This window comes from Mucilaginibacter sp. (assembly GCF_028288185.1).
Taxonomy (GTDB): domain Bacteria; phylum Bacteroidota; class Bacteroidia; order Sphingobacteriales; family Sphingobacteriaceae; genus Mucilaginibacter.
The window spans coordinates 86,913-111,873 of sequence record NZ_JAQBOF010000004.1; the positions used below are offsets into that span (position 1 = coordinate 86,913).

Annotated in this window: 16 protein-coding genes; 13 read left to right on the forward strand and 3 right to left on the reverse strand. The window is 43.1% G+C overall.

Annotated elements, in window-relative coordinates; genetic code table 11:
• The first annotated feature begins 7 nt into the window (after positions 1-7).
• The 9 genes from JWQ34_RS01340 (at position 8) to JWQ34_RS01380 (ending at position 14,774) form a co-directional block, all read left to right on the forward strand.
• On the forward strand, positions 8-2,854 hold the full coding sequence (locus JWQ34_RS01340; protein WP_299352795.1) for an FAD-binding and (Fe-S)-binding domain-containing protein: 2,847 nt from the start codon (positions 8-10) through the stop codon (positions 2,852-2,854).
• Positions 2,855-2,934: 80 nt separating this feature from the next.
• Positions 2,935-3,381 (forward strand): DUF1569 domain-containing protein, encoded by a 447-nt coding sequence (locus tag JWQ34_RS01345; protein ID WP_299352798.1) that lies wholly within the window; start codon positions 2,935-2,937, stop codon positions 3,379-3,381.
• A gap of 41 nt (positions 3,382-3,422) precedes the next feature.
• Positions 3,423-4,103 carry a response regulator transcription factor gene (locus JWQ34_RS01350; protein WP_299352801.1) on the forward strand — a complete coding sequence of 227 codons (681 nt, stop codon included), beginning with the start codon at positions 3,423-3,425 and terminating at the stop codon, positions 4,101-4,103.
• Complete coding sequence (locus tag JWQ34_RS01355; RefSeq protein ID WP_299352804.1) at positions 4,104-5,468, forward strand: HAMP domain-containing sensor histidine kinase; 1,365 nt, start codon at positions 4,104-4,106, stop codon at positions 5,466-5,468.
• Positions 5,469-5,533: 65 nt separating this feature from the next.
• Positions 5,534-6,811: a TolC family protein gene (locus tag JWQ34_RS01360; RefSeq protein WP_299352807.1), complete on the forward strand. Its 1,278-nt coding sequence runs from the start codon at positions 5,534-5,536 to the stop codon at positions 6,809-6,811.
• Between the two features lie 12 nt (positions 6,812-6,823).
• On the forward strand, positions 6,824-7,936 hold the full coding sequence (locus JWQ34_RS01365; protein WP_299352810.1) for an efflux RND transporter periplasmic adaptor subunit: 1,113 nt from the start codon (positions 6,824-6,826) through the stop codon (positions 7,934-7,936).
• An 85-nt stretch (positions 7,937-8,021) separates the two neighbouring features.
• Positions 8,022-11,159, forward strand: coding sequence for a CusA/CzcA family heavy metal efflux RND transporter (locus JWQ34_RS01370; RefSeq protein WP_299352813.1), 3,138 nt, complete (start codon positions 8,022-8,024; stop codon positions 11,157-11,159).
• Between the two features lie 217 nt (positions 11,160-11,376).
• Complete coding sequence (locus JWQ34_RS01375; protein ID WP_299352815.1) at positions 11,377-12,990, forward strand: DUF4980 domain-containing protein; 1,614 nt, start codon at positions 11,377-11,379, stop codon at positions 12,988-12,990.
• Positions 12,991-13,034: 44 nt separating this feature from the next.
• The gene (locus tag JWQ34_RS01380; protein WP_299352818.1) at positions 13,035-14,774 is read left to right on the forward strand and encodes an arylsulfatase; all 1,740 of its coding nucleotides are present in this window, start codon (positions 13,035-13,037) and stop codon (positions 14,772-14,774) included.
• A 342-nt stretch (positions 14,775-15,116) separates the two neighbouring features.
• On the opposite strand, the gene JWQ34_RS01385 is transcribed toward JWQ34_RS01380, so the two are convergent.
• On the reverse strand, positions 15,117-15,296 hold the full coding sequence (locus JWQ34_RS01385) for a hypothetical protein (protein ID WP_299352821.1): 180 nt from the start codon (positions 15,294-15,296) through the stop codon (positions 15,117-15,119).
• Positions 15,297-15,311: 15 nt separating this feature from the next.
• Positions 15,312-16,040, reverse strand: coding sequence for a GntR family transcriptional regulator (locus tag JWQ34_RS01390; RefSeq protein WP_299352824.1), 729 nt, complete (start codon positions 16,038-16,040; stop codon positions 15,312-15,314).
• Positions 16,041-16,245: 205 nt separating this feature from the next.
• Here JWQ34_RS01390 and JWQ34_RS01395 point away from each other — a divergent pair, with 205 nt between their 5' ends.
• Positions 16,246-18,294: a hypothetical protein gene (locus tag JWQ34_RS01395; protein ID WP_299352826.1), complete on the forward strand. Its 2,049-nt coding sequence runs from the start codon at positions 16,246-16,248 to the stop codon at positions 18,292-18,294.
• 261 nt (positions 18,295-18,555) lie between these two features.
• Here the strand turns inward: JWQ34_RS01395 and JWQ34_RS01400 are convergent, their stop codons facing one another.
• Entirely contained in the window at positions 18,556-19,425 is an 870-nt protein-coding gene (locus JWQ34_RS01400) for an AraC family transcriptional regulator (protein WP_299352829.1), read from the reverse strand.
• 145 nt (positions 19,426-19,570) lie between these two features.
• Between JWQ34_RS01400 and JWQ34_RS01405 the strand changes: the two genes are divergently transcribed.
• Genes JWQ34_RS01405 through JWQ34_RS01415 form a run of 3 tightly spaced genes read left to right on the forward strand, consistent with a single transcriptional unit; the run spans position 19,571 to position 24,960 of the window.
• Entirely contained in the window at positions 19,571-22,510 is a 2,940-nt protein-coding gene (locus JWQ34_RS01405) for a PVC-type heme-binding CxxCH protein (protein WP_299352832.1), read from the forward strand.
• Positions 22,511-22,533: 23 nt separating this feature from the next.
• The gene (locus tag JWQ34_RS01410; RefSeq protein WP_299352834.1) at positions 22,534-24,090 is read left to right on the forward strand and encodes a sugar MFS transporter; all 1,557 of its coding nucleotides are present in this window, start codon (positions 22,534-22,536) and stop codon (positions 24,088-24,090) included.
• A 9-nt stretch (positions 24,091-24,099) separates the two neighbouring features.
• Complete coding sequence (locus JWQ34_RS01415) at positions 24,100-24,960, forward strand: sugar phosphate isomerase/epimerase (RefSeq protein ID WP_299352836.1); 861 nt, start codon at positions 24,100-24,102, stop codon at positions 24,958-24,960.
• The last annotated feature ends 1 nt before the right edge of the window (position 24,961 follow it).

Sequence of the window (24,961 nt, forward strand, 5' to 3'; positions counted from 1 at the left end):
TTTAAAAGTGGCGCATTCAAACATTGGCAAATTACTGGAAGCGATATTACCCGCTGATAGGATAAAGACAAATCTTATTGATCTGGTTGCGTCTGCCTCTGATGCCGGATTTTATTATTTGCGCCCGCAGGCCGTGGTGCTTCCTGTATCAGAGGATGAGGTTATTAAATTATTCGCGTTTTCTAAACAACATAAAATTCCGTTGGTTTTCCGTACCGCCGGTACTAGTCTATCCGGGCAATCAATTACGGATGGTATATTGGTTGATCTGAGCCAGCATTGGAATAAGATTACTATCGAAAACGATGGCCAGTCCGTAAGGGTAAGGCCGGGCGCTATTGGGGCCAATGTAAATACTTATCTTAAAAAATATCAGCGTAAAATAGGCCCTGACCCGGCAAGCATTAATGCCGCTATGATGGGTGGTATTATCTCAAACAATGCCAGCGGCATGTGCTGCGGGGTTAGTAAAAACTCATACCATACTACCAAATACCTGCGCTTTATATTGCCTAACGGCAAAACGTTTAGTACCGAGTCGCCCATAGATTACGAACGGTTTCAAACAGAATGCGCGGATCTGTACGATCATCTTAAACTCCTTCGCCTGCAAATATTAAACAACCCCGAAGTTTACGATAAGATCCGAAAGAAATATCAAACTAAAAACACGGTCGGCTACTCAGTAAACGCTTTTATTGATTACGAGGAGCCAATGGATATCCTGGCCCACTTGCTAATTGGTGCCGAGGGTACATTAGGTTTTATAGCAGAGGCGGTATTAGAAACGGTAAACGACTATCCCGAGAAATTAACAGCGATGCTGTATTTCACGGATATCTATTCGGCTTGTAAAGCCATTACGCCGCTAACCACATCAGGCGCGGCAGCGGTCGAGTTGATGGATAGGGCATCATTGCAGTCCATCGAAAATATAGAGGGCATGCCTGCCATTATAAAAACCCTGCCTGAAAATGCTGCCGCGTTATTGGTAGAATACCAAGGCAATACGCAGGACGAATTGAAAGAGCAAATGGCAGATTTCCTCACTATAGCTGACGATCTTTCTCTATTGCAAAAAGCCGAATTTACAGCGGGGCCTTATGAACAAGCCTTGTTTTGGAAAGTACGTAAAGGCATGTTCCCGGCGGTTGGCGCGGTTAGGGCCAGCGGCACATCGGTGATTTTGGAAGATATAGCTTTCCCTGTTGATAGCCTGGGCGATGCTATATCTGATCTGCAACTACTGTTTAAAAAACACGGCTATACACGCGCCATTATTTTTGGCCATGCTAAAGATGGCAATATCCACTTTGTAGTAACCCAGGCATTTGATACATCTGCCGAAGTGGAACGTTATCGCGTTTTCCTGCAAGATGTTGTTGACTTGGTGGTCAAAAAATATAACGGCGCTTTAAAAGCCGAACACGGTACGGGCCGCAATATGGCGCCCTTTGTTGAAACAGAATGGGGCGGCGAAATCTACCGGGTGATGAAAACCGTAAAGGAAATTATCGACCCTGAAAACCTGCTTAACCCCGGGGTAATCATAAATGCCGATAAAAACGCCCACATAAAAAACCTGAAAGAACTGCCGCAGGTTGAAGAGGAAGTTGACCGTTGTATTGAATGTGGTTTTTGCGAACATAAATGCCCTAGCCGCGATATTACGCTTACTCCACGCAAACGCATTGTTGTGCGCCGCGAGTTGCTTAACTTGAAAAACAAAGGTAACAAGGCACAGCACGATGAATTGCTGCATCAATATCAATACCAAGGCTTGGATACCTGCGCGGTTGATGGCCTATGCGCTACCGCCTGCCCGGTTGACATTAATACCGGCGACCTGGTAAAACGGTTGCGGCGGGAAAACCATTCATCAACGGAAAATAAATTGGCGCTGTTTACGGCTAAGAATTTTAAAAGCGTTTACAAAACAGTAAGGTTCGCGCTGGCATCGGGTATTTTAATAAACAAGGTGTTTGGTCCGAAGGCTATGTTCAAGCTGACTAAAACTTTGCGCAAAGTTATGCCATCGTTTCCGCTATGGTCAAACCAGTTGGCGTTGGCAAAAGCGGTACCGCGGAGTGCTGTTAACGAGAATAATACGCAATCGGTAGTATATTTCCCCGCCTGTATATCACGCGCAATGGGCGAGTGCGAATCGGGGCAAAAAGGCGTAATGCAAACGTTTATGGATGTATCTGCCAAAGCCGGCATCAATGTAATTATCCCAACCAATATCGAAAAAAACTGTTGCGGACAGATCTATTCATCCAAAGGATTTAAGGATGCTTATACCTATACTGTTAACGCAACGGTAGATAAACTATGGTTTGATACCAGTAACGGCAAGTTCCCGGTAGTGTTGGATATCAGCTCATGCACACAAACCTTAACCCATTGCCGCCCTGCTTTATCTGAAGAAAATAAAATCAAGTTTGATCAATTACAGATCATCGACAGCATTACCTATATCCATGATTATGTAATGCCTAATATATCGGTAACTCAAAAGAAAACCCGCATTACCCTGCACCCGGTATGCTCGCTGCAAAAAATGCCGGGACTGGAAAGCAAGTTCTCCAAAATCGCCGCCACTTTTGCCACTAACATTAACCAGCCTGTTTTTGCCGGATGCTGCGGTATGGCCGGCGACAGAGGCTTTCTTCATCCCGAACTAACCCACTCGGCGACCTTGCCCGAAGCAAATGAAGTAAAAGCCAATACTTACGATGGCTATTATTCGTCATCAAAAACCTGCGAGATAGCCTTATCAGAAGCAGTTGGCAAGAACTATCATTCTATATTAATGTTAGTTGATGAGTGTACGGGCATAATCAATTTGTCGTAAATGCCCCTTTAAATTGTCCCGACTCGTGTCCTGTTTATTCTGCGGGATATTGTAGGTTTGTTTGCTAACGATCAACAAACATGAAAACTATTCTTGACAAGGCCACCCGCGATGAGCTAATAACCCGTGCGACAACACTTACAAAAAACAGCACAGCCCAATGGGGTAAAATGAGCATAGACCAAATGCTTAAACACGCCATCCTGGCTGATGAAATGTATTTGGGCGAGAAGGTATACAAACGCCGGTTTTTAGGCTACTTGTTAGGTCAACCTATATTAAAAGCGATACTAAAGGATGAAGAGCCAATGAGACGAAACGCTCGGACAAGCCCCGATTTTATCGTTACCGAAACGGGCGGCGATGTTGAGGCTGAAAAGAAAAAATGGATAAATGTGCTTGAGCGATATGCCAACTATGATAAGCCCCAATTTACGCATTGGTTCTTCGGCAAAATGACTAAGGAACAAGTTGGGCAGCTTGCCTATAAACATGCCGATCATCATTTAAGACAATTTAATAGTTAGCCGGTTGTTAATGCCATAACTGTTATATTTGCTAACAGTATATGGCACAGATCTTTTTAGTTGAAGATGAAGAACGGGTAGCTTCTTTTGTAAAAAAGGCGCTCGAAGAAAACAATCACACGGTAGATATAATTACCGATGGGGCAAGTGCCGTAAAAAAATTCGCCGGCATCCCTTATGACCTGGCTATACTGGATATAATGTTGCCTTATTTATCGGGTATAGAAGTTTGCCGTCACATCCGTCAAAAAAATAAAAACATCCCCATACTAATGCTTACCGCTTTGGATAGTGTGGATGATAAAGTAAAAGGGCTAAACATGGGTGCCGATGATTACCTGGTAAAACCGTTCCATTTAAAAGAGCTGCAAGCCAGGGTGGAGGCCTTGTTAAGGCGTAACGCGTCAGATGTGATACCTATAATTACCTTAGGTAGTATTACCCTTAATACCGCTAACAACATGGTGGAGCGCGAGGGCCGTAAAATATCCCTTACCACAAAAGAGTGTGCCTTGCTGGAACTGCTTATGCGTAATAACGACAAAATGCTATCGCGCCAAACCATTGCAGAAAAAGTATGGGGAATTGATTTTGACACCGGCACCAACGTGGTTGATGTATATGTTAATTACCTGCGTAATAAAATAGAAAAAGGCTTTACCGATAAATATATCCATACCGTAATAGGCAAGGGCTATATTTTTAAAACAGAACAGAACTAGGTGAAAATAAAGGACAGGCTTTCGCTTTACTTTACTTTAATAGGCTCGGGCATATTGCTGGTGGTTATGGTATCGCTTTACATTTCTGTGTATACCATTGTACATAACGACTTTTACACGCATTTAAACGATAGAGCAAATATTGTGGCCCAGCTTTATCTGAAAGCTGATGAGATCTCTCCCGACTCACTAAACAAGGTCCGAAACCGCTTTTTTAAAAGCCTGCATAGCGAAGTAACCCGGATATATGATGACCGTAACAGTGCCGCGTTTATAAAGGACAATGAGCAATATTGGGATAGTAAAACCATTGAAGCGGTTAGAAAACGCAACTATTTAGCCTATAGCAACAAAGACAACCAGGTAGTAGGTATTTATTATAAAGACAACCAGGGTAATTTTGTTATCCTGGTTTCGGCGATAGACCAGACGGGTAAGCGGCAGCTCGACTCGATACGCGAAGCCATGATTATTGTGTTTTTAATAGTAACTGCAACTTTGTTTTTAGTGAGCCGATGGCTGGCGCAGAATACACTTTCGCCTATAAAAAATGTGGTAAAGCAAATGCAGCTCATTAAATCAACCAATCTGCATTTGCGTGTAAATGAGGGTAAGGGTAAGGACGAGATAAGCGAGCTGGCCAATAACTTTAACCGCTTGTTGGAACATCTGGAAAACGCTTTCGAACTGCAAAGAACCTACGTTGCCAATGCTTCGCATGAGTTACGTACACCCGTAACCAGTATTATTGGCGAAGTAGAATTGGCACTTAATAAAGAGCAAGACCCCCAGGAAACTAAAAAAACCCTGCAACTGGTACTGGAAGAGTCTGTAAGGCTGCGCGATACCATATCGGGCTTAATGGAATTGGCCCAGGTGGATATGGACTATACCATTGCTGAACAGAGCCAGGTAAGGATGGATGAGTTGCTATGGGCCGTGAAGGATTACTGGGTACATAAACCCGGCGCAGGCGTGTTAAAAATTAATATTGAACACATGCCCCAAGATGAGTCTATGCTAACAATCCGAGCCAATTACCAGTTACTTTATATCGCTTTAAATAATTTAATTGGCAATGCCTTTAAATTTTCCAATCAGCAGCCGGTTACGTGTAATTTTTACGCGGATGAATCGCTGATATGGATACAAATTGTAGACTCCGGTATTGGCATACCCGCCGGGGACCTGGAGATGATTTTCAAATCATTTTACCGCGGTAACAACTCGCATAATTTTGCCGGTAGTGGCATCGGCTTATACGTTACTCAAAAAATTATTCAACTATTTAACGGCACACTCCACGCCGAATCTGCCGAGGGCAAGGGCACAAGTATTACTGTAAAATTTACACAAAAAAAGTAAATTCTAATACCATTCTAATTTTAGCCGCTCAGGCATAGTTTAATTTTGGCCCTTTAATATAAACTATGTGTTCTAGGTTCGTTTTTTTAATACCCCTGTTAATTTTTATTGCGTCTACTAAAGCACAAGCGCAGACTGATACGCTTTCATTAAACTTCCAGGATGCCGAAAAACAATTTTTGGCTAACAACCTGGAGCTGCTTGCCCAGAAATATAATATAGAAGCGTCAAAAGCCTTAATATCTCAGGCAAAATTGTGGGACAACCCCACTTTAAGCACCGACCAGAATATTTATGATGGTACCAGCAAAAAGTTTTTTTACCATAATCAGAATATGGCCTTAGGGCAGGTATTTATACAGCTTAGCCAGGTATTTACTACCGCCGGTAAACGCGGCAAGCAAGTACAGGTCGCTAAAGACAATGCCCAGGTGCAGGAAGCCGCTTTTAATGATCTAATGCGTAACCTGCGTTATAACCTGCAGTTAGATTTTGGCCAGTTAGCAAACCTTATAAACCAGGGCAAGGTGTATGATATGGAGATTAACTCGGCAACCAACCTGGTTAGTGGTATTCAAAAATCGTACGATGCCGGTAATACTTCTATGAAGGATTTGATAAGGCTAAAAGCTTTATTATTCGGTCTTCAAAATGACAGGATAGAAAACAGCAAGCAGATAAACGATCTGCAAATCGAGCTAAAAACGCTGCTGGGCGCCAAAGAAACAACTTATGTTAACCCTATTATATCTGATCAGCAACAACGCCAATCGATCGGGCTGGATATTCCGGCCCTGATCGAGCAGGCTAAAGTTAATCGGGCTGATTATTTGGGTAATAAATACCAGCTTAACTCGGCCACACATGATCTGGCCTATCAAAAAGCACTGGCCACACCTGACATTACCGTTGGTGTAGCCTATGATAAAAACAGTACTTACGCGCCTAATTATTACGGCCTGCAAATAGGTTTACCATTGCCGTTTTTTAACCGTAATCAGGGTAATATCAAATCGGCCGAATTTACTTTAAAGAGCCAGGAAAACACCGTAAAAGAAAATGAGCTACGCCTTAAAAACGAGGTCGTATCGGCCGTTAGGCAATATCAGTTAACGCAGGAATTGTTTTCGACTCAGCAAACCACCTTTAATGAGCAGTATGATAAACTGTTTGGCAATATGCTAAAAAGCTTTAAAGAAAGGCAGATAGGCTTAATAGAGTTTGTTGACTTTTTTGATACCTATAAAGATACCAAGCTTAAAATATTACAGCAGGGATACAACCTGCAAAAGGCAATTGCCGATTTAAATTTCGCTACCGGGACAACCATAATAAAGCCTTAACACTAACTATTGATGATAGATATAATAATGAAAAGAGAAACGTTTTTAATTGGTCTCTTCGGCGTGGTGCTTTTAGCTTCATGCACCCCAAAAAAGCCTGATGCGCCTGAGAGTAAGCAGGTATGTATAAGTGATTCATTACAAAAAATGGTCACTATTGATACCGCCAAAACCAGCACCATGAAGGACGAGCTAACCCTATCCGGCGTGGTATCAAGCGATGACAATAACGTAGTTAAAGTGTTCCCTTTTTCGAGCGGGCAGGTTATAGAGGTTAAAGTGTCCCTGGGCGATAAAGTAACCAAGGGTCAAACGCTGGCCGTAATGCGCAGTGCTGATGTAGCCGGTAATTATACCGACTTATCATCGACACAATCAGATGTAGCAGTAGCTAAACGCCAACTAGATCAGGCCGAATCATTATACAAGAACGGCATATCGAGCGAACGCGATTATACCGAGGCTAAAGAAAATTACAATAAGGCAGTTGCAGCCAATCGTAAAGTAAAACAACAGCTAAGCATAAACGGTGGCGGTAATACCAGCGAGAACGGCACCCTTGTTATTAAAGCGCCGCAAAGCGGATATGTAGTTGAGAAGAACATCACATCAGGCAGTTTTATCCGCCAGGATAATAGCGGCAGCATGTTCACCATATCAAACATGAAAGATGTTTGGATCTGGGCCAACGTTTTCGAGTCGGATATCAGTAAGGTTAAAACAGGTTATACCGCTAAAGTAACAACCCTTGCTTACCCCGGTAAAGTATTTACAGGTAAGGTTAACGAGATAAGCTCGGTATTGGACCCTGACAATAAGGTGATGAAAATAAAGATAGCCCTGCCTAATCCGGATATGTTGTTAAAACCCGAAATGTTTACCAACGTAGTTATCACCAATAACGAAAACAGGCAGGCGGTTTCGGTACCGGCCAAGGCTGTTATTTTTGATAGCAGTAAAAATTATGTAGTGGTTTACAATAGCAAATGCAACTTAAAAGTGCGCGAAGTTAGTGTGATTAAAACGGTTGATGATATCTCCTACATATCATCGGGCTTAAATCCCGGCGACAGGGTTGTATCAAAAAACCAGTTGCTGTTATATGATTCACTAACCAGCGAATAGTTGTGAGTTTTGAGTGATGAGTTAAACTTCATTGCTTATCACAAATAAAAAACTCAAAACCTATAACTCATTACTCAAAACTAAAATGAATAAATTCATTAAAAATATAATATACTTCTCACTAAAACACCGCTATTTTGTGTTTTTTATGACGGCCATATTGGCTGGCATAGGTGTGTGGAGTTATAGCAATACCCCTATTGAAACTTTCCCAGATGTAACTAATACACAGATCATTATTATTGCGCAATGGCCGGGCCGTAGTGCCGAGGAAGTAGAAAAACTGATAACCATACCGATAGAAACGGTATTAAACTCGGTACAGAAAAAATCAAACCTGCGTACCACGTCAGCTTTTGGTTTATCATACACCCGTATTATTTTTGATGATGATGTGGACGATGCGTTTGCGCGCCAACAGGTATTGAGCCGTTTGGCTAATGCCGATCTGCCCGATGGCGTAAAGCCCGAAATTGAACCGCCTTACGGCCCAACCGGAGAGATCTATCGTTATACGCTGAAAAGCAAAACCAAATCCCTGCATGAGCTTACCGCTATACAGGATTGGGTGTTGGATCGCCAGTTTAAATCTGTACCCGGCGTAGCCGATGTTAACAGTTTTGGCGGCGAGGAGAAGGCTTATGAGGTAAGTGTTAACCCGGCGCTGCTGCAAAAATATGGGTTGACATCGTTAGATGTTTTTACCGCTATTAATCGCAGTAACATTAACGTAGGCGGCGATGTAATTGAGAAAAACGACCAGGCTTATGTAGTGCGTGGTATTGGTTTGATCAACAACATTGATGATATGAAAAGTATCATCATAAAAAACGTAAATAACGTACCCATACTTACCAAAGATGTTGCCGAAATAAGAGAAGCTGGCCTGCCGCGGTTGGGCCAGGTTAGCCGCGATAAACAAAAAGATGTTATTGAAGGCATTATTGTAATGCGCAAAGGCGAAAACCCGGCTGAGGTATTGGACCGTGTACGCGCCAAAGTGAAGGATTTGAACGAAAATATTTTACCAAAGGATGTAAAGATCGATACCTTTTATGACCGTACCAACCTGATGGATTTTTGTACCGAAACGGTAATACATAATCTATTGGAAGGTATAGTGCTGGTAACGGTAATTGTATTCTTGTTCATGGCTGATTGGCGCACAACATTGATCGTAGCTATCATTATACCATTATCCTTATTATTTGCCTTTATATGTATGCGAATTAAGGGCATGAGCGCCAATTTACTATCGATGGGGGCGGTTGACTTTGGTATCATCATAGATGGGGCCGTGGTGATGGTAGAGGGCATTTTTGTGGCGCTTGACCATAGAGCGAAAGAAGTGGGGATGGAGAAATTTAACAAACTGGCTAAACTGGGGTTGTTTAAAAATGTAGGTGCAGAGATGGGTAAAGCTATCTTCTTCTCCAAGCTGATCATCATCACTTGTTTGATCCCCATCTTCGCATTCCAGAAGGTAGAGGGTAAAATGTTTTCGCCATTGGCGTATACATTGGGCTTTGCTTTATTAGGCGCGTTAATATTTACGCTGACATTGGTGCCTGCTTTATCAAGCATCCTGCTCAATAAAAATGTACGCGAGAAACATAATGTAGTAGTATTGTTTTTTGAGAACGGCATACGCCGCCTGTTTGGTTATACGTATAAACATCCCAGGAAAAGCATTTTTGTCGCGGTTGCTTTTATGGCGATAACCTTCTTTTCGGCCAGGTTTTTAGGGACAGAGTTTTTACCCGACCTAAACGAGGGTGCGCTATGGGTGGAAGCCGAGCTGCCGATGAGTGTATCATTACCCGAAGCCGAGAGCATTAACCAAAAAATGATGCAGATACTAGCTAAGTTCCCCGAGGTTAAGCAAACCTTGGCACAGGTTGGCCGTACCAACGACGGTACCGACCCGAAAGGCTTTTTTGATGTACAGATCCAGGTCGACTTAAAAAATAAAAAAGAATGGCCCAAAGGCGTATCGTCTGATGACCTGATAGACCAGATGAATGCGCAGCTTACCAAAATACCGGGTACCGTATTTAACTATTCGCAGCCGATACGTGACAATGTGGAAGAAGCTGTAGCCGGTGTTAACGCCGCGCTTGCGGTAAATATATTTGGACCAGATTTTAAGGTGTTGGATGGAAAGGCTAACGAGGTACTAAAAGTTTTAAAAACCGTAAAAGGTATAGACGATCTGGGTGTACTGCGCAACCTGGGCCAACCTGAGTTTAGGATAGAACTGGATCAGCGAAAAATGGCGCTTTATGGCGTTGCTACTGCCGATGCTAACTCGGTAATTGAAATGGCAATTGGCGGTAAAGCCGCTACCGAACTTTACGAAGGCGAGCGCCGGTTTGATATCCGCGTGCGTTACCAGAAACAGTTTAGAGATACGCAGGATAAGATCGAAAACCTGATGGTACCAACCCTTAACGGCTCCAAGATCGCTATAAAAGAAATTGCTACTATTAAAATATTAACCGGCCCTGCATTTATCTATCGGGACAATAACATGCGGCACATTGCGGTAAAATTCTCCAACCGTGGCCGCGATTTGGGTAGTACTATTGCCGAAGCACAGCAAAAAGTAAATCGCCTGGTAAAGCTTGACCAGGGATATTCGGCACAATGGGTGGGCGAGTTTGAGAACCAAACCCGTGCATCAAAAACATTAGCGCATGTGGTGCCTATATGTTTGCTGGTTATCTTTTTGATCCTGTTTATCACCTTCGGTAACGTTAAGGATGCATCATTAGTTATTATGAATGTACCGTTCGCGTTAATTGGCGGTATACTGGCGTTGCAGATTACGGGTATTAATTTTAGTATATCAGCTGGTATAGGTTTTATTGCATTGTTTGGGGTTTGTATCCAGAATGGGGTGATCCTGATATCGGTATTCCGCAAGAACCTGGACGAGCACATGCCTTTGGATACCGCGATACTGGAGGGTGTAATATCCCGCGTACGCCCGGTAGTGATGACAGCATTAATGGCGGCCATTGGTTTAATGCCGGCGGCTATATCAACCGGTATAGGCAGCGAAACACAAAAACCCCTGGCGGTAGTAGTAATTGGCGGATTAATAACATCAACTATACTTACACTATTAATATTGCCGGTTATTTACGCATTGGTACATAAATTAATACATAAGCGCGAAAACAGGAAACTGTTGAAAAAAATAGGCGCTGTAAAGGGTTAACTACTTTTTAGGTTTGTTTTGTACAGAAGGCTTCAGATCGAAAGATCTGGGGCCTTTCTGGCTTATAGGCATCCCTGATTTGTAACTGCTTTGATATAAATATTATACCGTTTTTGTATCGGCATTTATTTATCATTGTATCAAGCCAATCATTAACACAACCCATCATAAAAAAATTAGTATGCAGTTTAGCAGCATTTTAAAAATATCAAGTAAAATGAGAAGCAGAAAGATCAACTATAGCCTTTTATTAATCGCCTTCGTTTTTTCGGCCTTTGTCGCCAACGCGTCTGATATAAAAATTAAGATCACCAAAGCCTATTTAAATATCCCGGTAGGGAAACAGGCCCGGATGAAGTTGATAAAAATATATTCGGGCAATAAAGAGTTGCGCGAATTTCCTGTTCAACTGGCAGAGCAAAAGGTTGATTACTGGATATTTATTGATGTTAGCGAGTTTAAAGGCAAAACCATAACCCTCACCAGCTATGCCAGTACCGTAGCTTTGAAAAGAATTTACCAGGCCGATAAAATTGCCGGGGCAGATAGCTTGTATAAAGAAAGTAATCGTCCGCAATTCCATTTTACAGTAAAGCGGGGTTGGAGTAATGATATTAATGGCCCTATTTATTATAAGGGCACCTACCACTTATTTTGGCAGGCATTTCCATTTGGCAACTCGTGGTATACCGCATACATGTATTGGGGCCATGCCACCAGCAAGGATATGTTGCATTGGACAGAAACGTCTCCGGCTTTAATGCTGGATAGTTTGGGCTCGCCATGGTCGGGCACCGCGGTAATTGATAAGAACAATGACGGTGGCTGGGGTAAAGATGCAATGGTTTTATATTATACGGCATTTGATGTTGTATCGGGCGGTAAACAGGTGCAATGTATTGCCTACAGTACCGATGGCGGTAAAACCTTTAAACGCTACAAGGGCAACCCGGTTATTGACAGCAATGACGAAATGCACAGCAACGATACCCGCGACCCCAAGGTGTTTTACTACGAGCCAACAAAAACCTGGATAATGGTTCTTTTTGAGCGCGATGGATTATCCTTCTACAATTCGAAGGATATGAAGACATGGAGCAAACAAAGCCATTTTAAGGGCCTGCATGAATGCCCTGATTTTTTTGAAATGGCTATTGATGGAAACGCCGCTAACAAAAAATGGGTGCTGCATGGGGGTAGTTCAGATTATTATATAGGGACGTTTGACGGTAAAGAATTTCATGCCGAAAGCCCGCGGTTAAGTTATGCGAAAGGCGACTTATATGCCGCCGAATCATTTACCAATATGCCGGGCGACAGGCATGTACAAATGGCCTGGGGACGTATTGAGCATCCGGGTATGCCCTTCAACCAGATGATGCTGTTCCCGACAGAGTTTACTTTAAATACCACAAAAGATGGATTAAGGCTTTATGCCAGCCCGATAAAGGAGATAGAGACCCTGCATACATTGATCCATAACTGGGAAAACATAGCATTTAACGAGGCTAATGTTATATTGAAAAACGTAAAGCCAGGGCCCTTGCATATAAAAATGTCGTTAGCGGTAAAAAGCGGCGAAAACCTTCAATTATTTTACCAGGGCAATGAGCTGGCTAATTTCTCGGCGCAGGACTTCCCCAAAGAAATTAATAAGCTTGAAATATTATTAGACAAAACCGTTGTTGAAATATTTATAAACAACGGCGAACAATATATTATTAAAAAAATAGACACCCCGTTAAATAACCAGGGGCTATCTTTTCAGCAGGATAAAACAGGACCGTTTATAAAGACATTAAGCGCCTACCAAATGCAGTCGGTTTGGTAGGTATGAATTAACAAAAATTGTACCTTTAAGCATATAATACCGCTATGAGAAAATTAAAATTTGGTTTAGTGGCCGTTTTGGCCGTTGCCGGTTCTATTGTTATTGTTTCCTGGCGGGGCAGTGCGCCTAAGCCGGTTCATAAACAACAGGACAAGAAGCGCCCTAATATCATTGTGATCTTGTCAGACGATATGGGTTTCTCAGACCTTGGCTGCTATGGCGGCGAAGCCGAAACGCCCAACTTAAATATGCTGGCTAAAGAAGGACTGCGCTATACCCAATTTTATAATACCGCCCGCTGCTGCCCATCGCGCGCGTCATTACTGACCGGGTTGGACCCGCACCAGGCCGGTATGGGCTGGATGACCTCCAATGATTTTAAATTACCCGGCTACCGCGGCGATTTGAGCCATAATGCCGTTACTATTGCCGAAGTTTTAAAGTCGGCAGGTTATGAAACCGCGATGACCGGCAAGTGGCATTTAAACTTTGACCCCAATCCCAACACTAATAAACAGAACTGGCCGCTGCAACGCGGGTTCGACCATTATTACGGTATCATCTTGGGTGCTGCCAATTATTTTGATCCGGGATATTTAACCCGTGGCAATACTTTGGTAAATACCACTAACGACCCCGAATATCACCCCGAACATTATTATTTTACCGATGCGATATCAGACAACTCGGTTAAATTTATCAAGGAGCGTGATAAAAGCAAACCGCTGTTTATGTACGTGGCCTACACCGCCGCGCACTGGCCAATGCAAGCCCCGGAAGCAGCCATTGCCAAATACAAGGGACGTTTTGACAAAGGTTGGGAAGAGTTGCGCCATGAGCGTTTAGAACGCATGAAAAAGCTGGGGGTAATAAAGCAGGACGAAGAACTATCGCCATTTGATGGCAAGCCATGGGCCACGGAGCCTGATAAACCAGCTATGTTGCGCCGGATGGAAACTTACGCCGCCATGATAGATGTTATGGATCAGGGTATCGGTCGCATTATTAAACAATTGAAAGCCGATGGCATGTATGATAATACGCTGATCTTCTTTTTACAGGATAACGGTGCCTGTGCCGAGATAGTAGGCAATGGCGAAGTAAGGCCGGTAGCGCCAAACCCTAACCGGGTGCGTAAATTGGGGCCGGATTCGCTGATCTATTCTATCAAACCCGTAACCACCCGCGAGGGCAAACTGGTAATGGAGGGTAAAAAAGTAATGGCCGGCCCCGCGGATACTTATGTATCTTATATGCAGGAGTGGGCAAATGTATCAACCACGCCATTGCGTAAGTTTAAACATTATGTGCATGAGGGCGGTATCTCTACTCCGCTGATTGTACACTGGCCGGATGGTTTAAAAGCCAAAGGTGAGCTGCGCGGGCAAGCCGGGCACGAAATGGATATTATGCCAACCATACTTGATATTACTAAAACCCCATACCCTAAAACCTATAACGGACATACCATTACCCCGGTTGAGGGCATAAGCCTGGCACCCAGCTTTGAAAACAAACCATTAACCCGCGAGGCCATATACTGGGACCATGAAATGAACAAAGCGATCCGCATGGGTAACTGGAAACTGGTAAGCGAGGCAGACCTGAAAGGCATGACCTATACATCGGCACCGTGGGAACTATACGACATTAGCACCGACCGCAGTGAGCTAAACAACGTAGCCGCCAAACACCCCGACCTGGTTAAAAAAATGAATGATATGTGGGAAGCCTATGCCAAGCGTTGCAATGTATTACCATCGCCGTGGAAGAAGGTGGAGTAGTACCTTTTTAAACGCATTGTCATTTCGAAACGAGGAACGAGTGAGAAATCTTATACATTATACCGGTGAAATATACAGGGTATATAAGATTTCTCGTCGCTCCTTTCGCGCATTGCCCAATCAGGCTCGCTCGAAATGACAGTTCTTTTTTTACAACCCTTCCCAAGCTGGCGCAAGTATGTCGGGCCGGGCTAGAGGATAAAAGCTACTTGTGCCTTATTAGACAAAAATACGGCCAATTTTTCGTATCTTTATGGAGATAGTAAGGCATCTTTAAAAAGGCAAAAAGAACCAAATTGTAAATAACGATTTATATGCTTTTTAAACAGATGTAAGTATTAATCAGCTGTAATTCAGTATATTAGTTAAAAAAACACTACCGGCATAACCCCTGATACCCGAAAAACAGTAATTTTTACTACCGGCATTACCGCCAATGCCCGAAAAACACCCCAAATTACTACCGGCAAAACATATCATACCCGAAAAATGGTAATTTTTACTACCGGCTAAAGTGGGCACACTGGTGTGAACAGCCTACCTCGAACTCTCTACCGTATACACAAAGCTGTTGGCTTTGTAATAGCCCAGGTTATATTCAATGGGGCGTTCGCCGTGGTCAAAAACAAAACGTTTGCGGTAAAGTACAGGGCTGCCAACCGGGATCTTTAGTTTGCCGGCAATAAACTCATCGGCGGCGGTGGCGCTTATTTCTTCTTTGGATAGCGTGGCAAAAACCGAGTGCTGGGTTTCCAGCATTTCGTAAAGGGGCATCTTAAAATCTTCTTCGCCGGTTAGGCCAACGCGTGGGTGGAAGTAAGATACAAAGTATACAAAAGGCTCATCGGTATTACCCCTAACCTTTTCCATCTTTAACACTTTACGGTCGGGTTTTATCTCGAAGAAATCAACCAGCGCTTCATCGGGCAATACCCATGAAATATTGAGTTCGAAGTTTTTAACGGTAATGCCCCGCAGCTTCATTTCCTGCGAAAAGCTTAGCCAGTTGTTTGATTTGGAGCTTACAATGGTTTTGGCAACTTTGGTCCCGGTGCGTTTTTTACGTACCAGTAACCCCTCAAAAACCAGCTTGTTTATAGCCTGGCGCAAGGTGGAGCGCGATATGGCCAGGATCTTAGCCAGATCAACCTCGTTAGGGAAGACCTTGCCGTTTTGATATTCTTCTTCAGCTATCATTTTGCGCAAAAGCATTTCGGCCTGAGCATGCAGGGGGACGGGGCTTTTATGATCGATGGAATACCTCATGTTATTTAATAATTTACAATTATAAGGGTTTTAACCTATATGTATGTACATAAAAAAGAAGTGCCTGGTTCTATAATTATTATCAGCTATACTGTACCAGGAACACATGAATACACTTTTCTGATAACGCCCAATAAAAATTGGGCGTTCACAAATCGGCAAATGTTTAATAACTTAACCGTTTGTAATATTTATTGATATCTACGTGGAAAAAAGGTCGTTTTGGTTTGGTATATTGTTGATGATGGTATTATGCGCTATCACCTACGCCAACCATTTTAACAACGAATTTCATTTTGACGATTCGCACACTATCCAAAACAATGCATACATCCGCGACATTAAAAACCTGCCCTTGTTTTTTACGGATGGCAGCACCAGCAGTACATTACCGCAAAACCAATCCTATCGCCCAATAGTAACCACCTCTTTGGCGTTTGATTATTGGTTGGGTGGCGGATACTATTTGTTTTTCTTCCACTTGTCTACTTTTATCCTGTTTTTATTACAAGGGCTGTTGATGGTCTATTTTTTTACCAGACTGTTTAATATTTCTTTGCCTAATGATAAGCGGAATACCAGCGTAGCGCTTATTGCCACAACCTTATATCTTTTACATCCGGCCATAGCCGAAACCGTCAACTACGTTATAGCCCGTGCCGATCTGCAATCAACCTTGGGAGTAATATTGGCTTTTGTGCTGTATCAGTATTCAGCACGGTGCCGCACGTTCTATTTATATTTAGTGCCAATAGTTATTGGCTCGCTGGCCAAGCCGCCAACTATAATGTTTGCGCCGATATTTTTTATCTACCTACTGTTTTTCGAGGAGCAATTAAGCCTTGCAGATCTATTTAAACCAAGCCGATTTAAACAAGTATTCGCCGTAGTTAAAAAATCGGCTCCCGCTTTTATTTGTTGTGCCTTTATGTATTGGTTCCTGGGTAAAATGACACCCAAAACCTGGGAACCCGGCGGTACCGCGCCATTGCAATATTTAATTACCCAGCCTTATGTTATCGCGCATTACTTCCAAATGTTTTTTGTGCCGAACGCTTTAAGTGCCGATTCTGACTGGCAGTTATTACCCAACATGTCCGACTGGCGTTTTACCGCCGGTTCGCTTTTTATTTTGGCGATGATAGTTATAGCGTTTATAACCTCAGTAAAAAAACAACTACGCCCCATAAGTTTTGGCTTAATTTGGTTCTTTTTGGCGCTGCTGCCAACATCAAGCATTATCCCCCTGGCCGAAGTTTTGAATGATCACCGTATGTTCTTCCCGTTTGTTGGGCTGCTCATCAGTGTTAGTTGGACAGTTGCTTTGCTGGCAAAAAAACTCGCGCCGCTAATTTCAAAATATATACCGGCTTATAAAATTGTGTTTTCGTTTATACTGTGTCTTATCCTTTCAACCTATGCCTACGCAACCTGGCAACGCAACCGGGTTTGGCATACTGAAGAAACCTTATGGCATGATGTTACCATAAAAAGCCCTAACAATGGCCGTGGCTTAATGAATTACGGCCTCAGCAAAATGGATGTCGGCGACTATGTTACCGCGGATATTTATTTTAACAGAGCATTAAAAATACTACCTAATTACTTTAGCTTGTATGTTAATCTCGCTATTTTAAAAGCCGCTACCGGGTATGACGATACTGCCGAAATGTATTTTAAAAGGGCCCAATGGTATGGCGGCAATTACCCCGATGCTTATATTTATTATGCGCGGTTTTTAAGTGCCCACGGCCGCAACCCCGAAGCGATAACAAACCTGCAACAAGCCATGCGCCTGTCATCGGCAAACATATATACACGCACATTGCTGATGAACGCTTATGAAAACACCGAAAATTGGGCAGCCCTAAAACAACTGGCGTTAACCACGCTGCAATTGGCGCCAGACAATGCAGACGCAAAAAGCTACTTGATCGCTGCCGACACAAAAAAAGGTAAAATTGATACAGAAGCAGAAAAGATAAAGCGCTCGCCAACAGCTGATAAATATTTGGCGCTAAGTTTACGCTATTATAACGCGGGCAGGTTTGAGCAATGTATTGACGCTTGTAATGAGGCCATTAAGTTAAAATCCAACTTCCCCGAGGCTTATAATAATATTTGCGCCGCCTATAATAAAATGCAACAATGGAATAAGGCTATTATTGCCGCTAAACAGGGATTAGCACTCACCCCCAATAACCAATTACTAAAAAATAACTTGCAGGAAGCGTATAGTCATTTATCACACTAAACGGCGCCTGAAAAACAAAACTCGAACTCTTTTATGGCTGATTTGCACAGCCTTTTTATAAGCAAGCGCAATTGCAAACCATTAGGCGCGTTGTTTACAAACTTACGGCACTTAAATTGATTGAACACGTTGGAATGGGCAAAATTGCCAGAGCGAAGGTATATATGATATCTCCGTTAGGCACCGAATAGATGTTAAAAGATACATAGGACGAACTTTACACTAAACTGCGTTACTTTATCCAAGGTTTATCTTTAAACGTCATATGTTCAAAAACTCCTTCTTATAATCCGAAGGCTTCTTCTTCATCTCGTCCTTAAACTGCTTGTTGAAGTTTGACAGTGTTTTAAATCCTGATCGTTCTGAAATTGCTGAGATAGTTAAGTCGGTCTCCGTAAGTAACTTACAGGCGTGCTTAACCCTAAGTTCGCTTATAAACTTAGCGAAACCCTTGTTGTTGGCAGTAGTAAAATAACGACTAAACGAGGACGGTGTCATATATAGCATATCTGCTAATTCGTTAAGATGTATCTTTTTTCGATAGTTCTTTAAGATATATTCATAAACACTGCTCATCCTGTCGGTTTCATTCTCCTTAACCGGATCATAATATTCATTATGGGATATATAATGATACTCTTTTGTAGACGACAACAGGTTTAAAATTCTAAGCAGGTGAATAAATGCATCCAACCCCGATAGCTCCACCAGCTCCTTCATAAGTGTAATAACTTTTTGCTTTACATCGCCATAAAACTCCAACCCCCGCGATGACCTTTTAAAAAGCTTCTTTAACTGCACCATCTCCTCCTTTCCCATCAAGTGCTCGCCAAGCAAACTCTCCTGTAGATAAATCACAATGCCCCGAATCTTTAACAAACTGTTCTTTTCAAAATAAGCCTCGTCACTACGCCATAAATGCGGCAGGTTTGAACCGGTTAATACCAGTTCGTTTGTCCGAAAAGATTTTATACTGTCGCCAATAAAACGGGTTCCAGTACCCTCTAACGGAACAAATAACTGATATTCTGAGTGCGAGTGCCATACCGGATCAAAGTACTGATCCTCCAGGTACTTGATCATAAAGATCTGCGATGCGGGTATTGCCGATTTGTGTATGGCTGGTTTCATAATTGATTATTTGCATCAAAAAATACAAAACTAAATAATTAATGATAAAATACAGTCGGAATTGGACAAAAAAGAAAAGGATTTGATCGCCATATTTGTTTATACCTAATCTACGGTTACGTATAAACCTATTTAAATTGTTTTCATGAAAAAATATATAACGCTGGCGACTCTATGTCTGGTGGCTATTGTAAGTATTAAAGGCACATTTATTAAAAACGATCCGCCGCGCAGGTTGGAGATATTGTTCCTGGGCCATACCGCCACCCACCACCAGTCGGACAAGCTGGCCGAGATTGTGCAGCAGTCTTTTTTTAAGGATGGTATCAACATTACCTACACCACAAACCCAGACGATCTGAACGAAATCACCTTGTCAAAATATGATGGGTTGATGTTGTATGCCAATTATGATACTATTTCACAACCCCAGGCTAAAGCTTTACTACAATACGTAAATAGCGGCAAAGGGTTTATCCCGGTACATTGCGCGTCATTCTGTTTCCGCAATTCGGACGAGGTTGTTAAAATGATTGGCGGCCAGTTTAGCACCCATAAAACCGACACCTTTAAAATGGTTATCGTCGACAAAAAGCATCCCGTTATGAAGGATGTAAACGCATTTACTACCTGGGATGAAACCTACGTGCATACAAAGATTAATAAAAATATACATGTGATAACTGAACGTGTAGAAGGCGATCACCACGAACCTTATACCTGGACAAATAGTTACGGCAAGGGTCGCGTTTTTTATACCGCTTACGGCCACGATGAGCGTACCTGGAAGCAGCCGGATTTTTTAAAGCTGTTAGAGAACGGCGTAATATGGGCCGTTGGCAAAAAGGCGGAAAAAGACCTGGCTAAACTACCCAAGCCAAACCCGGCCTATAGCGTTGCGGAAATCCCAAATTATGAAAACCGCAATCCGGCACCAAAGCTACAGGAACCGCTATCCCCTGCCGAGTCACAGTTATTGACGCAGATACCCGTTGGTTTCAAAATGGAATTGTTCGCTGCCGAGCCAGACATCGAAAAACCTATTGCAATGGCGTGGGACGAACGCGGCAGGCTTTGGGTGCTGGAAACGATTGATTACCCCAATACGGTAAGAGATAATAAAGGCGAAGGGCTTGACCGCATCAAGATCTGCGAAGATACGAATGGAGATGGCAAGGCAGATAAGTTCACCATTTTTGCTGATCACTTAAACATCCCTACCAGCATAGTTTTTGCACGTGGCGGTGTGATAATTTCGCAAGCGCCCGATTTTTTATTTCTGAAAGATACTAACGGGGACGATAAGGCCGACATAATAGAAAAACTGATTACCGGCTGGGGCACCTTCGATACCCATGCAGGGCCATCGAACCTGAAATACGGACTGGACAATAAGATTTGGGGAACCGTAGGTTATTCGGGCTTTACCGGCACCGTAGGCGGGCAGAAATTCAATTTTAACCAGGCGGTTTACCGCTTTACCAGTGATGGTAAAAACCTGGAACATTTAGGCTCAACCAGCAACAACACCTGGGGATTGGGTTTCTCTGAGAATTTTGATGTTTTTATATCTACCGCTAACAACTCGCACAGCGACTATTTGGGCATACCGCTACCCTACCTGCAACGACTGGCCATGCCGGGCATGGTCTCTGTCAAAAAAATTGAGGGCCATTACGGCATGCATGTGGTAACCAAAAACCTGCGCCAGGTTGATGTGTTTAATGGTTTTACCGCTGCCGCGGGACATAATTTATATACGGCCAGAAATTTCCCAGAAGAGTATTGGAATAAAATTGGTTTTGTAAACGAGCCTACAGGCCGGGTTATCCATCGCGCTGTTTTAGAGCCCGATGGCTCCGGATTTAAAGAAAAAGATGGTTGGAATTTTTTAGCCAGCGCCGATGAATGGCTAGCACCGGTACAATCAGAAGTTGGGCCGGATGGCGCGCTTTGGGTAAGCGATTGGTATAACTTCATTATTCAGCACAACCCTACACCAAAAGGTTTTCAAAACGGCAAGGGCAATGCCTATATCAACCCACTGCGTGATCGTACGCATGGCCGTATCTATCGTATAGTTTGGGATGGTGCCAAGCCATCGCCCATAAAAAAATTAGATAAAAACAATCCTGAACAACTATTAGCCGGTTTACAAAGCGACAATATGTTTTGGCGCATAACCGCGCAACGCCTGATAGTAGACGGTGATTATAAACAACTTGCACCGCAGCTATTTGATCTGATCCGTAACAAGTCTATTGATGCCATTGGTGTTAACGCGCCGGCTATACACGCTTTATGGACTTTAAATGGCTTAGGCTTATTAAACGGATCAAACGCAGAAGCATTAACCGTTGCCGAAGATGCACTAACTCACCCATCAGCCGGGGTGCGTAAAGCAGCATTACAGGTTTTACCGTTAACAGCTAGATCAATGGCGGCAATTCAAAAAGCGGGGTTGCTGAATGATATCAATTTAAATATCCGCCTGGCTGCATTTTTAAAAATTGCTGATATGCCAGCATCTGACGATATGGGTAACGTTTTATTAGCCGCCCAAAAAGTCCCGCAAAATGCTAATGATTACTGGATAAGCCAGGCCATACCAATTGCCATGGCTACACATGTAAAAGGCTTTGGCGAAGAAACTAAAGCCGCAAATTTGGCCGCTATTGAAAAGGCCAATACATCAAGAGCAAGGGTTGACCAAACAGTTAAAATAGCTGTAGTACAAAATGCCATGAAGTATGATACAAAAACCTTTACCGTAAAAGCGGGCAGCATGGTCGAGGTTGATTTTTACAACCCTGATTTTATGCAGCATAACTTCCTTATACTACAAAAAGGCAGTTTAGAAAAAGTAGGCGCGGCGGCTGATAAACTGGCACAAGATCCAAAAGGTATAGAACAAAACTATGTTCCCAAAATACCCGAGGTATTATTCTCTACCAAACTCATCAATCCGCAGGAAACATTTAAGTTAAAATTCAGAGTACCTGCTGATGCCGGCGATTATCCGTTTATCTGTTCATTCCCCGGCCATTGGCGTATCATGAATGGCATTATGAAAGTTGTTAAATAAGCCTTAAACCAAAGACCAAAGCTATGGCCGCACAACCAAAAAACATCTCTGCTGGTACGACATCGGTACCCGACATGAAGTTATTTTATGCTTGTTTTATAGCATTAGTTACCACCGCGTTCGGGTTTATTTTGCGCGCATTAATATTGCCGCAATGGGGCCACGACTTTAACCTTACTCAAACTCAACTGGGCGAAATTGCAGGGGTAGGCTTATGGCCCTTTGCCATAAGCATTGTGCTTTTTAGTTTGGTGATTGATAAAATAGGCTATAAAACTGCCATGATCTTCGCGGTGATCTGCCATATAGCATCAGCTATACTCACCATCTTTGCCGGTGGTTATTGGATGCTGTACATAGGTTCTTTTATCTGCGCAATTGGCAACGGGACAGTTGAGGCTGTTGCAAACCCGGTTGTTGCCACCATGTTCCCTAAACAAAAAATAAAATGGTTAAGCATGCTGCATGCAGGCTGGGCAGGCGGTTTAGTATTGGGTGGTGTTATGGCGTTGTTGTTGGGCGTTACTACCCGCTGGGAATATAAGATTGCGTTAATACTGATTCCGACCTTGGCTTACGCATTCATGATGATCTCGCGGAAGTTCCCGTTAAATGAACGTGTGCAGGCCGGTGTGTCGTACAAAGAAATGTTGCAGGAAGTTGGCGCTGGCGGGGCATTAATTATTGTTGCATTAATTATATTTCAATTAGGTGCAGTTTTTGGCTGGACAACCACTACCAATGTAATCATCACCTTATTAATAACCGCAGGGTTTGGATATTATACCCGCAGTTTCGGGCAGCCTTTGTTTATTGTTTTATTGTTGATCATGATCCCGCTGGCGACTACCGAATTAGGCACCGACAGTTGGATAACCGACCTAATGACACCCGAAATGAACAAGATAGGTTTCCAGGCCGGGTGGGTATTGGTTTATACATCGGCCATCATGTTTGTGCTGCGCTTTTTTGCCGGCCCCATTTCGCATAAATTTTCATCGCCGGGTTTGCTCGCTATCTGCTCGGGCATTGCGGCTATTGGTTTGTACATGATGTCTTTTTCTGCCGGATCGATGATCTTGCTGGCAGCTACTATTTACGGATTAGGCAAATCTTTCTTTTGGCCGGCTATGTTGGGTATGGTATCAGAGCGCTTTCCAAAAGGCGGGGCATTAACTTTAAACATTACCGGCGGTTTAGGAATGATAGCTGCCGGTGTTATAGGCGCGGGTATATTGGGCTTTATCCAGGATAAGTCTGTAGACCAAAAAATTACTGGTTATGATAGTAAAAACAATACCGCTATCCATAGTACCTATGTTACCGAACAGAAAACCAGTCTTTTTGGTGACTATAAAGCGCTCGATCAAACCAAACTGGCTACGGCAAATGCTAACGAGCAACTAACCGTTACCACCATCCGCGATGCGGCAAAAAAAGAAGCATTGCGGTACATCGTTGTCTTCCCGCTAATAATGTTGGCGAGCTTTATTCTGCTCATCCTCTATTTCAGATCAAAGGGAGGGTACAAAGCTGTTTTATTAAGTAAAGCCGAAGAGCCGGAATCCACACCCTACTAAGCAGAAAACATGTCATTACAAATAAAATTCGGCGTTAGTACCTGGTTGTTTACCTCGCCATTTCAAACATCGTCAATAGATGAGTTATTCCCAAAAATCGCGGCCATGGGTTTTGACGCGGTTGAAATTGCCATAGAAGATCCGGGATTGATAGATGGTAACATGGTAAAAAAAGCATTAGAAAAATACAACTTAAAGGCCATTGTCTGCGGCGCGTTTGGCCCTACCCGCGATCTGACAAATGAAGACCCCGCCATACACGAAATCTGCTTTAAATACATAGCCGATTGTCTTGATCTGTGCGCGTTATGGGATACCAAATTCTTTGCCGGCCCAATGTATTCGGCAGTGGGTAAGGCGCGTATGGTACCACCAGAGCAACGCAAAGCCGAATGGCAGCTTGCCGTTAAAAACCTGCGCAAGGTGTGCGATATGGCAGCAGAGCTGGGTTTGGAAATAGCATTGGAACCGTTAAACCGCTTTGAATCAGACCTGGTAAATACAGCCCGGGATGTGGTGCGATTGGTGGATGAAATTGATCATCCGGCAGCAAAAGTGATACTGGATGGCTTCCACATGAACATTGAAGAACCCAATATTGAAGAAGCCATAAAATTGGTTGGTGATAAACTGATCCACGTACAAGTGGCTGAAAATTATAGAGGAACACCGGGCACGGGCCAAACCAATTGGGCCGCTTATCGCCGCGGATTGGAGGCCATCAACTATAAGGGTACAGTATCAATAGAAAGCTTTACGCCCGATAACAAGGAGTTGGCGCAAGCAGTTTGCATCTGGCATCCGCTGGCCCAAAGCCAGGATAAATTTGCATCAGAAGGATTAGCATTTTTAAAACAATGGGCAAAGTAGC

What these genes read in the sequence shown, in the direction of transcription:
- JWQ34_RS01360 (WP_299352807.1), top strand. Translation starts at nt 5,534, where the DNA reads ATGTGTTCTAGGTTCGTTTTTTTAATACCCCTGTTAATTTTTATTGCG.
- JWQ34_RS01365 (WP_299352810.1), top strand. Translation starts at nt 6,824, where the DNA reads ATGATAGATATAATAATGAAAAGAGAAACGTTTTTAATTGGTCTCTTC.
- JWQ34_RS01350 (WP_299352801.1), top strand. Translation starts at nt 3,423, where the DNA reads ATGGCACAGATCTTTTTAGTTGAAGATGAAGAACGGGTAGCTTCTTTT.
- JWQ34_RS01375 (WP_299352815.1), top strand. Translation starts at nt 11,377, where the DNA reads ATGAGAAGCAGAAAGATCAACTATAGCCTTTTATTAATCGCCTTCGTT.
- JWQ34_RS01380 (WP_299352818.1), top strand. Translation starts at nt 13,035, where the DNA reads ATGAGAAAATTAAAATTTGGTTTAGTGGCCGTTTTGGCCGTTGCCGGT.
- JWQ34_RS01410 (WP_299352834.1), top strand. Translation starts at nt 22,534, where the DNA reads ATGGCCGCACAACCAAAAAACATCTCTGCTGGTACGACATCGGTACCC.
- JWQ34_RS01405 (WP_299352832.1), top strand. Translation starts at nt 19,571, where the DNA reads ATGAAAAAATATATAACGCTGGCGACTCTATGTCTGGTGGCTATTGTA.
- JWQ34_RS01345 (WP_299352798.1), top strand. Translation starts at nt 2,935, where the DNA reads ATGAAAACTATTCTTGACAAGGCCACCCGCGATGAGCTAATAACCCGT.
- JWQ34_RS01400 (WP_299352829.1), bottom strand. Translation starts at nt 19,425, where the DNA reads ATGAAACCAGCCATACACAAATCGGCAATACCCGCATCGCAGATCTTT.
- JWQ34_RS01370 (WP_299352813.1), top strand. Translation starts at nt 8,022, where the DNA reads ATGAATAAATTCATTAAAAATATAATATACTTCTCACTAAAACACCGC.
- JWQ34_RS01415 (WP_299352836.1), top strand. Translation starts at nt 24,100, where the DNA reads ATGTCATTACAAATAAAATTCGGCGTTAGTACCTGGTTGTTTACCTCG.
- JWQ34_RS01390 (WP_299352824.1), bottom strand. Translation starts at nt 16,040, where the DNA reads ATGAGGTATTCCATCGATCATAAAAGCCCCGTCCCCCTGCATGCTCAG.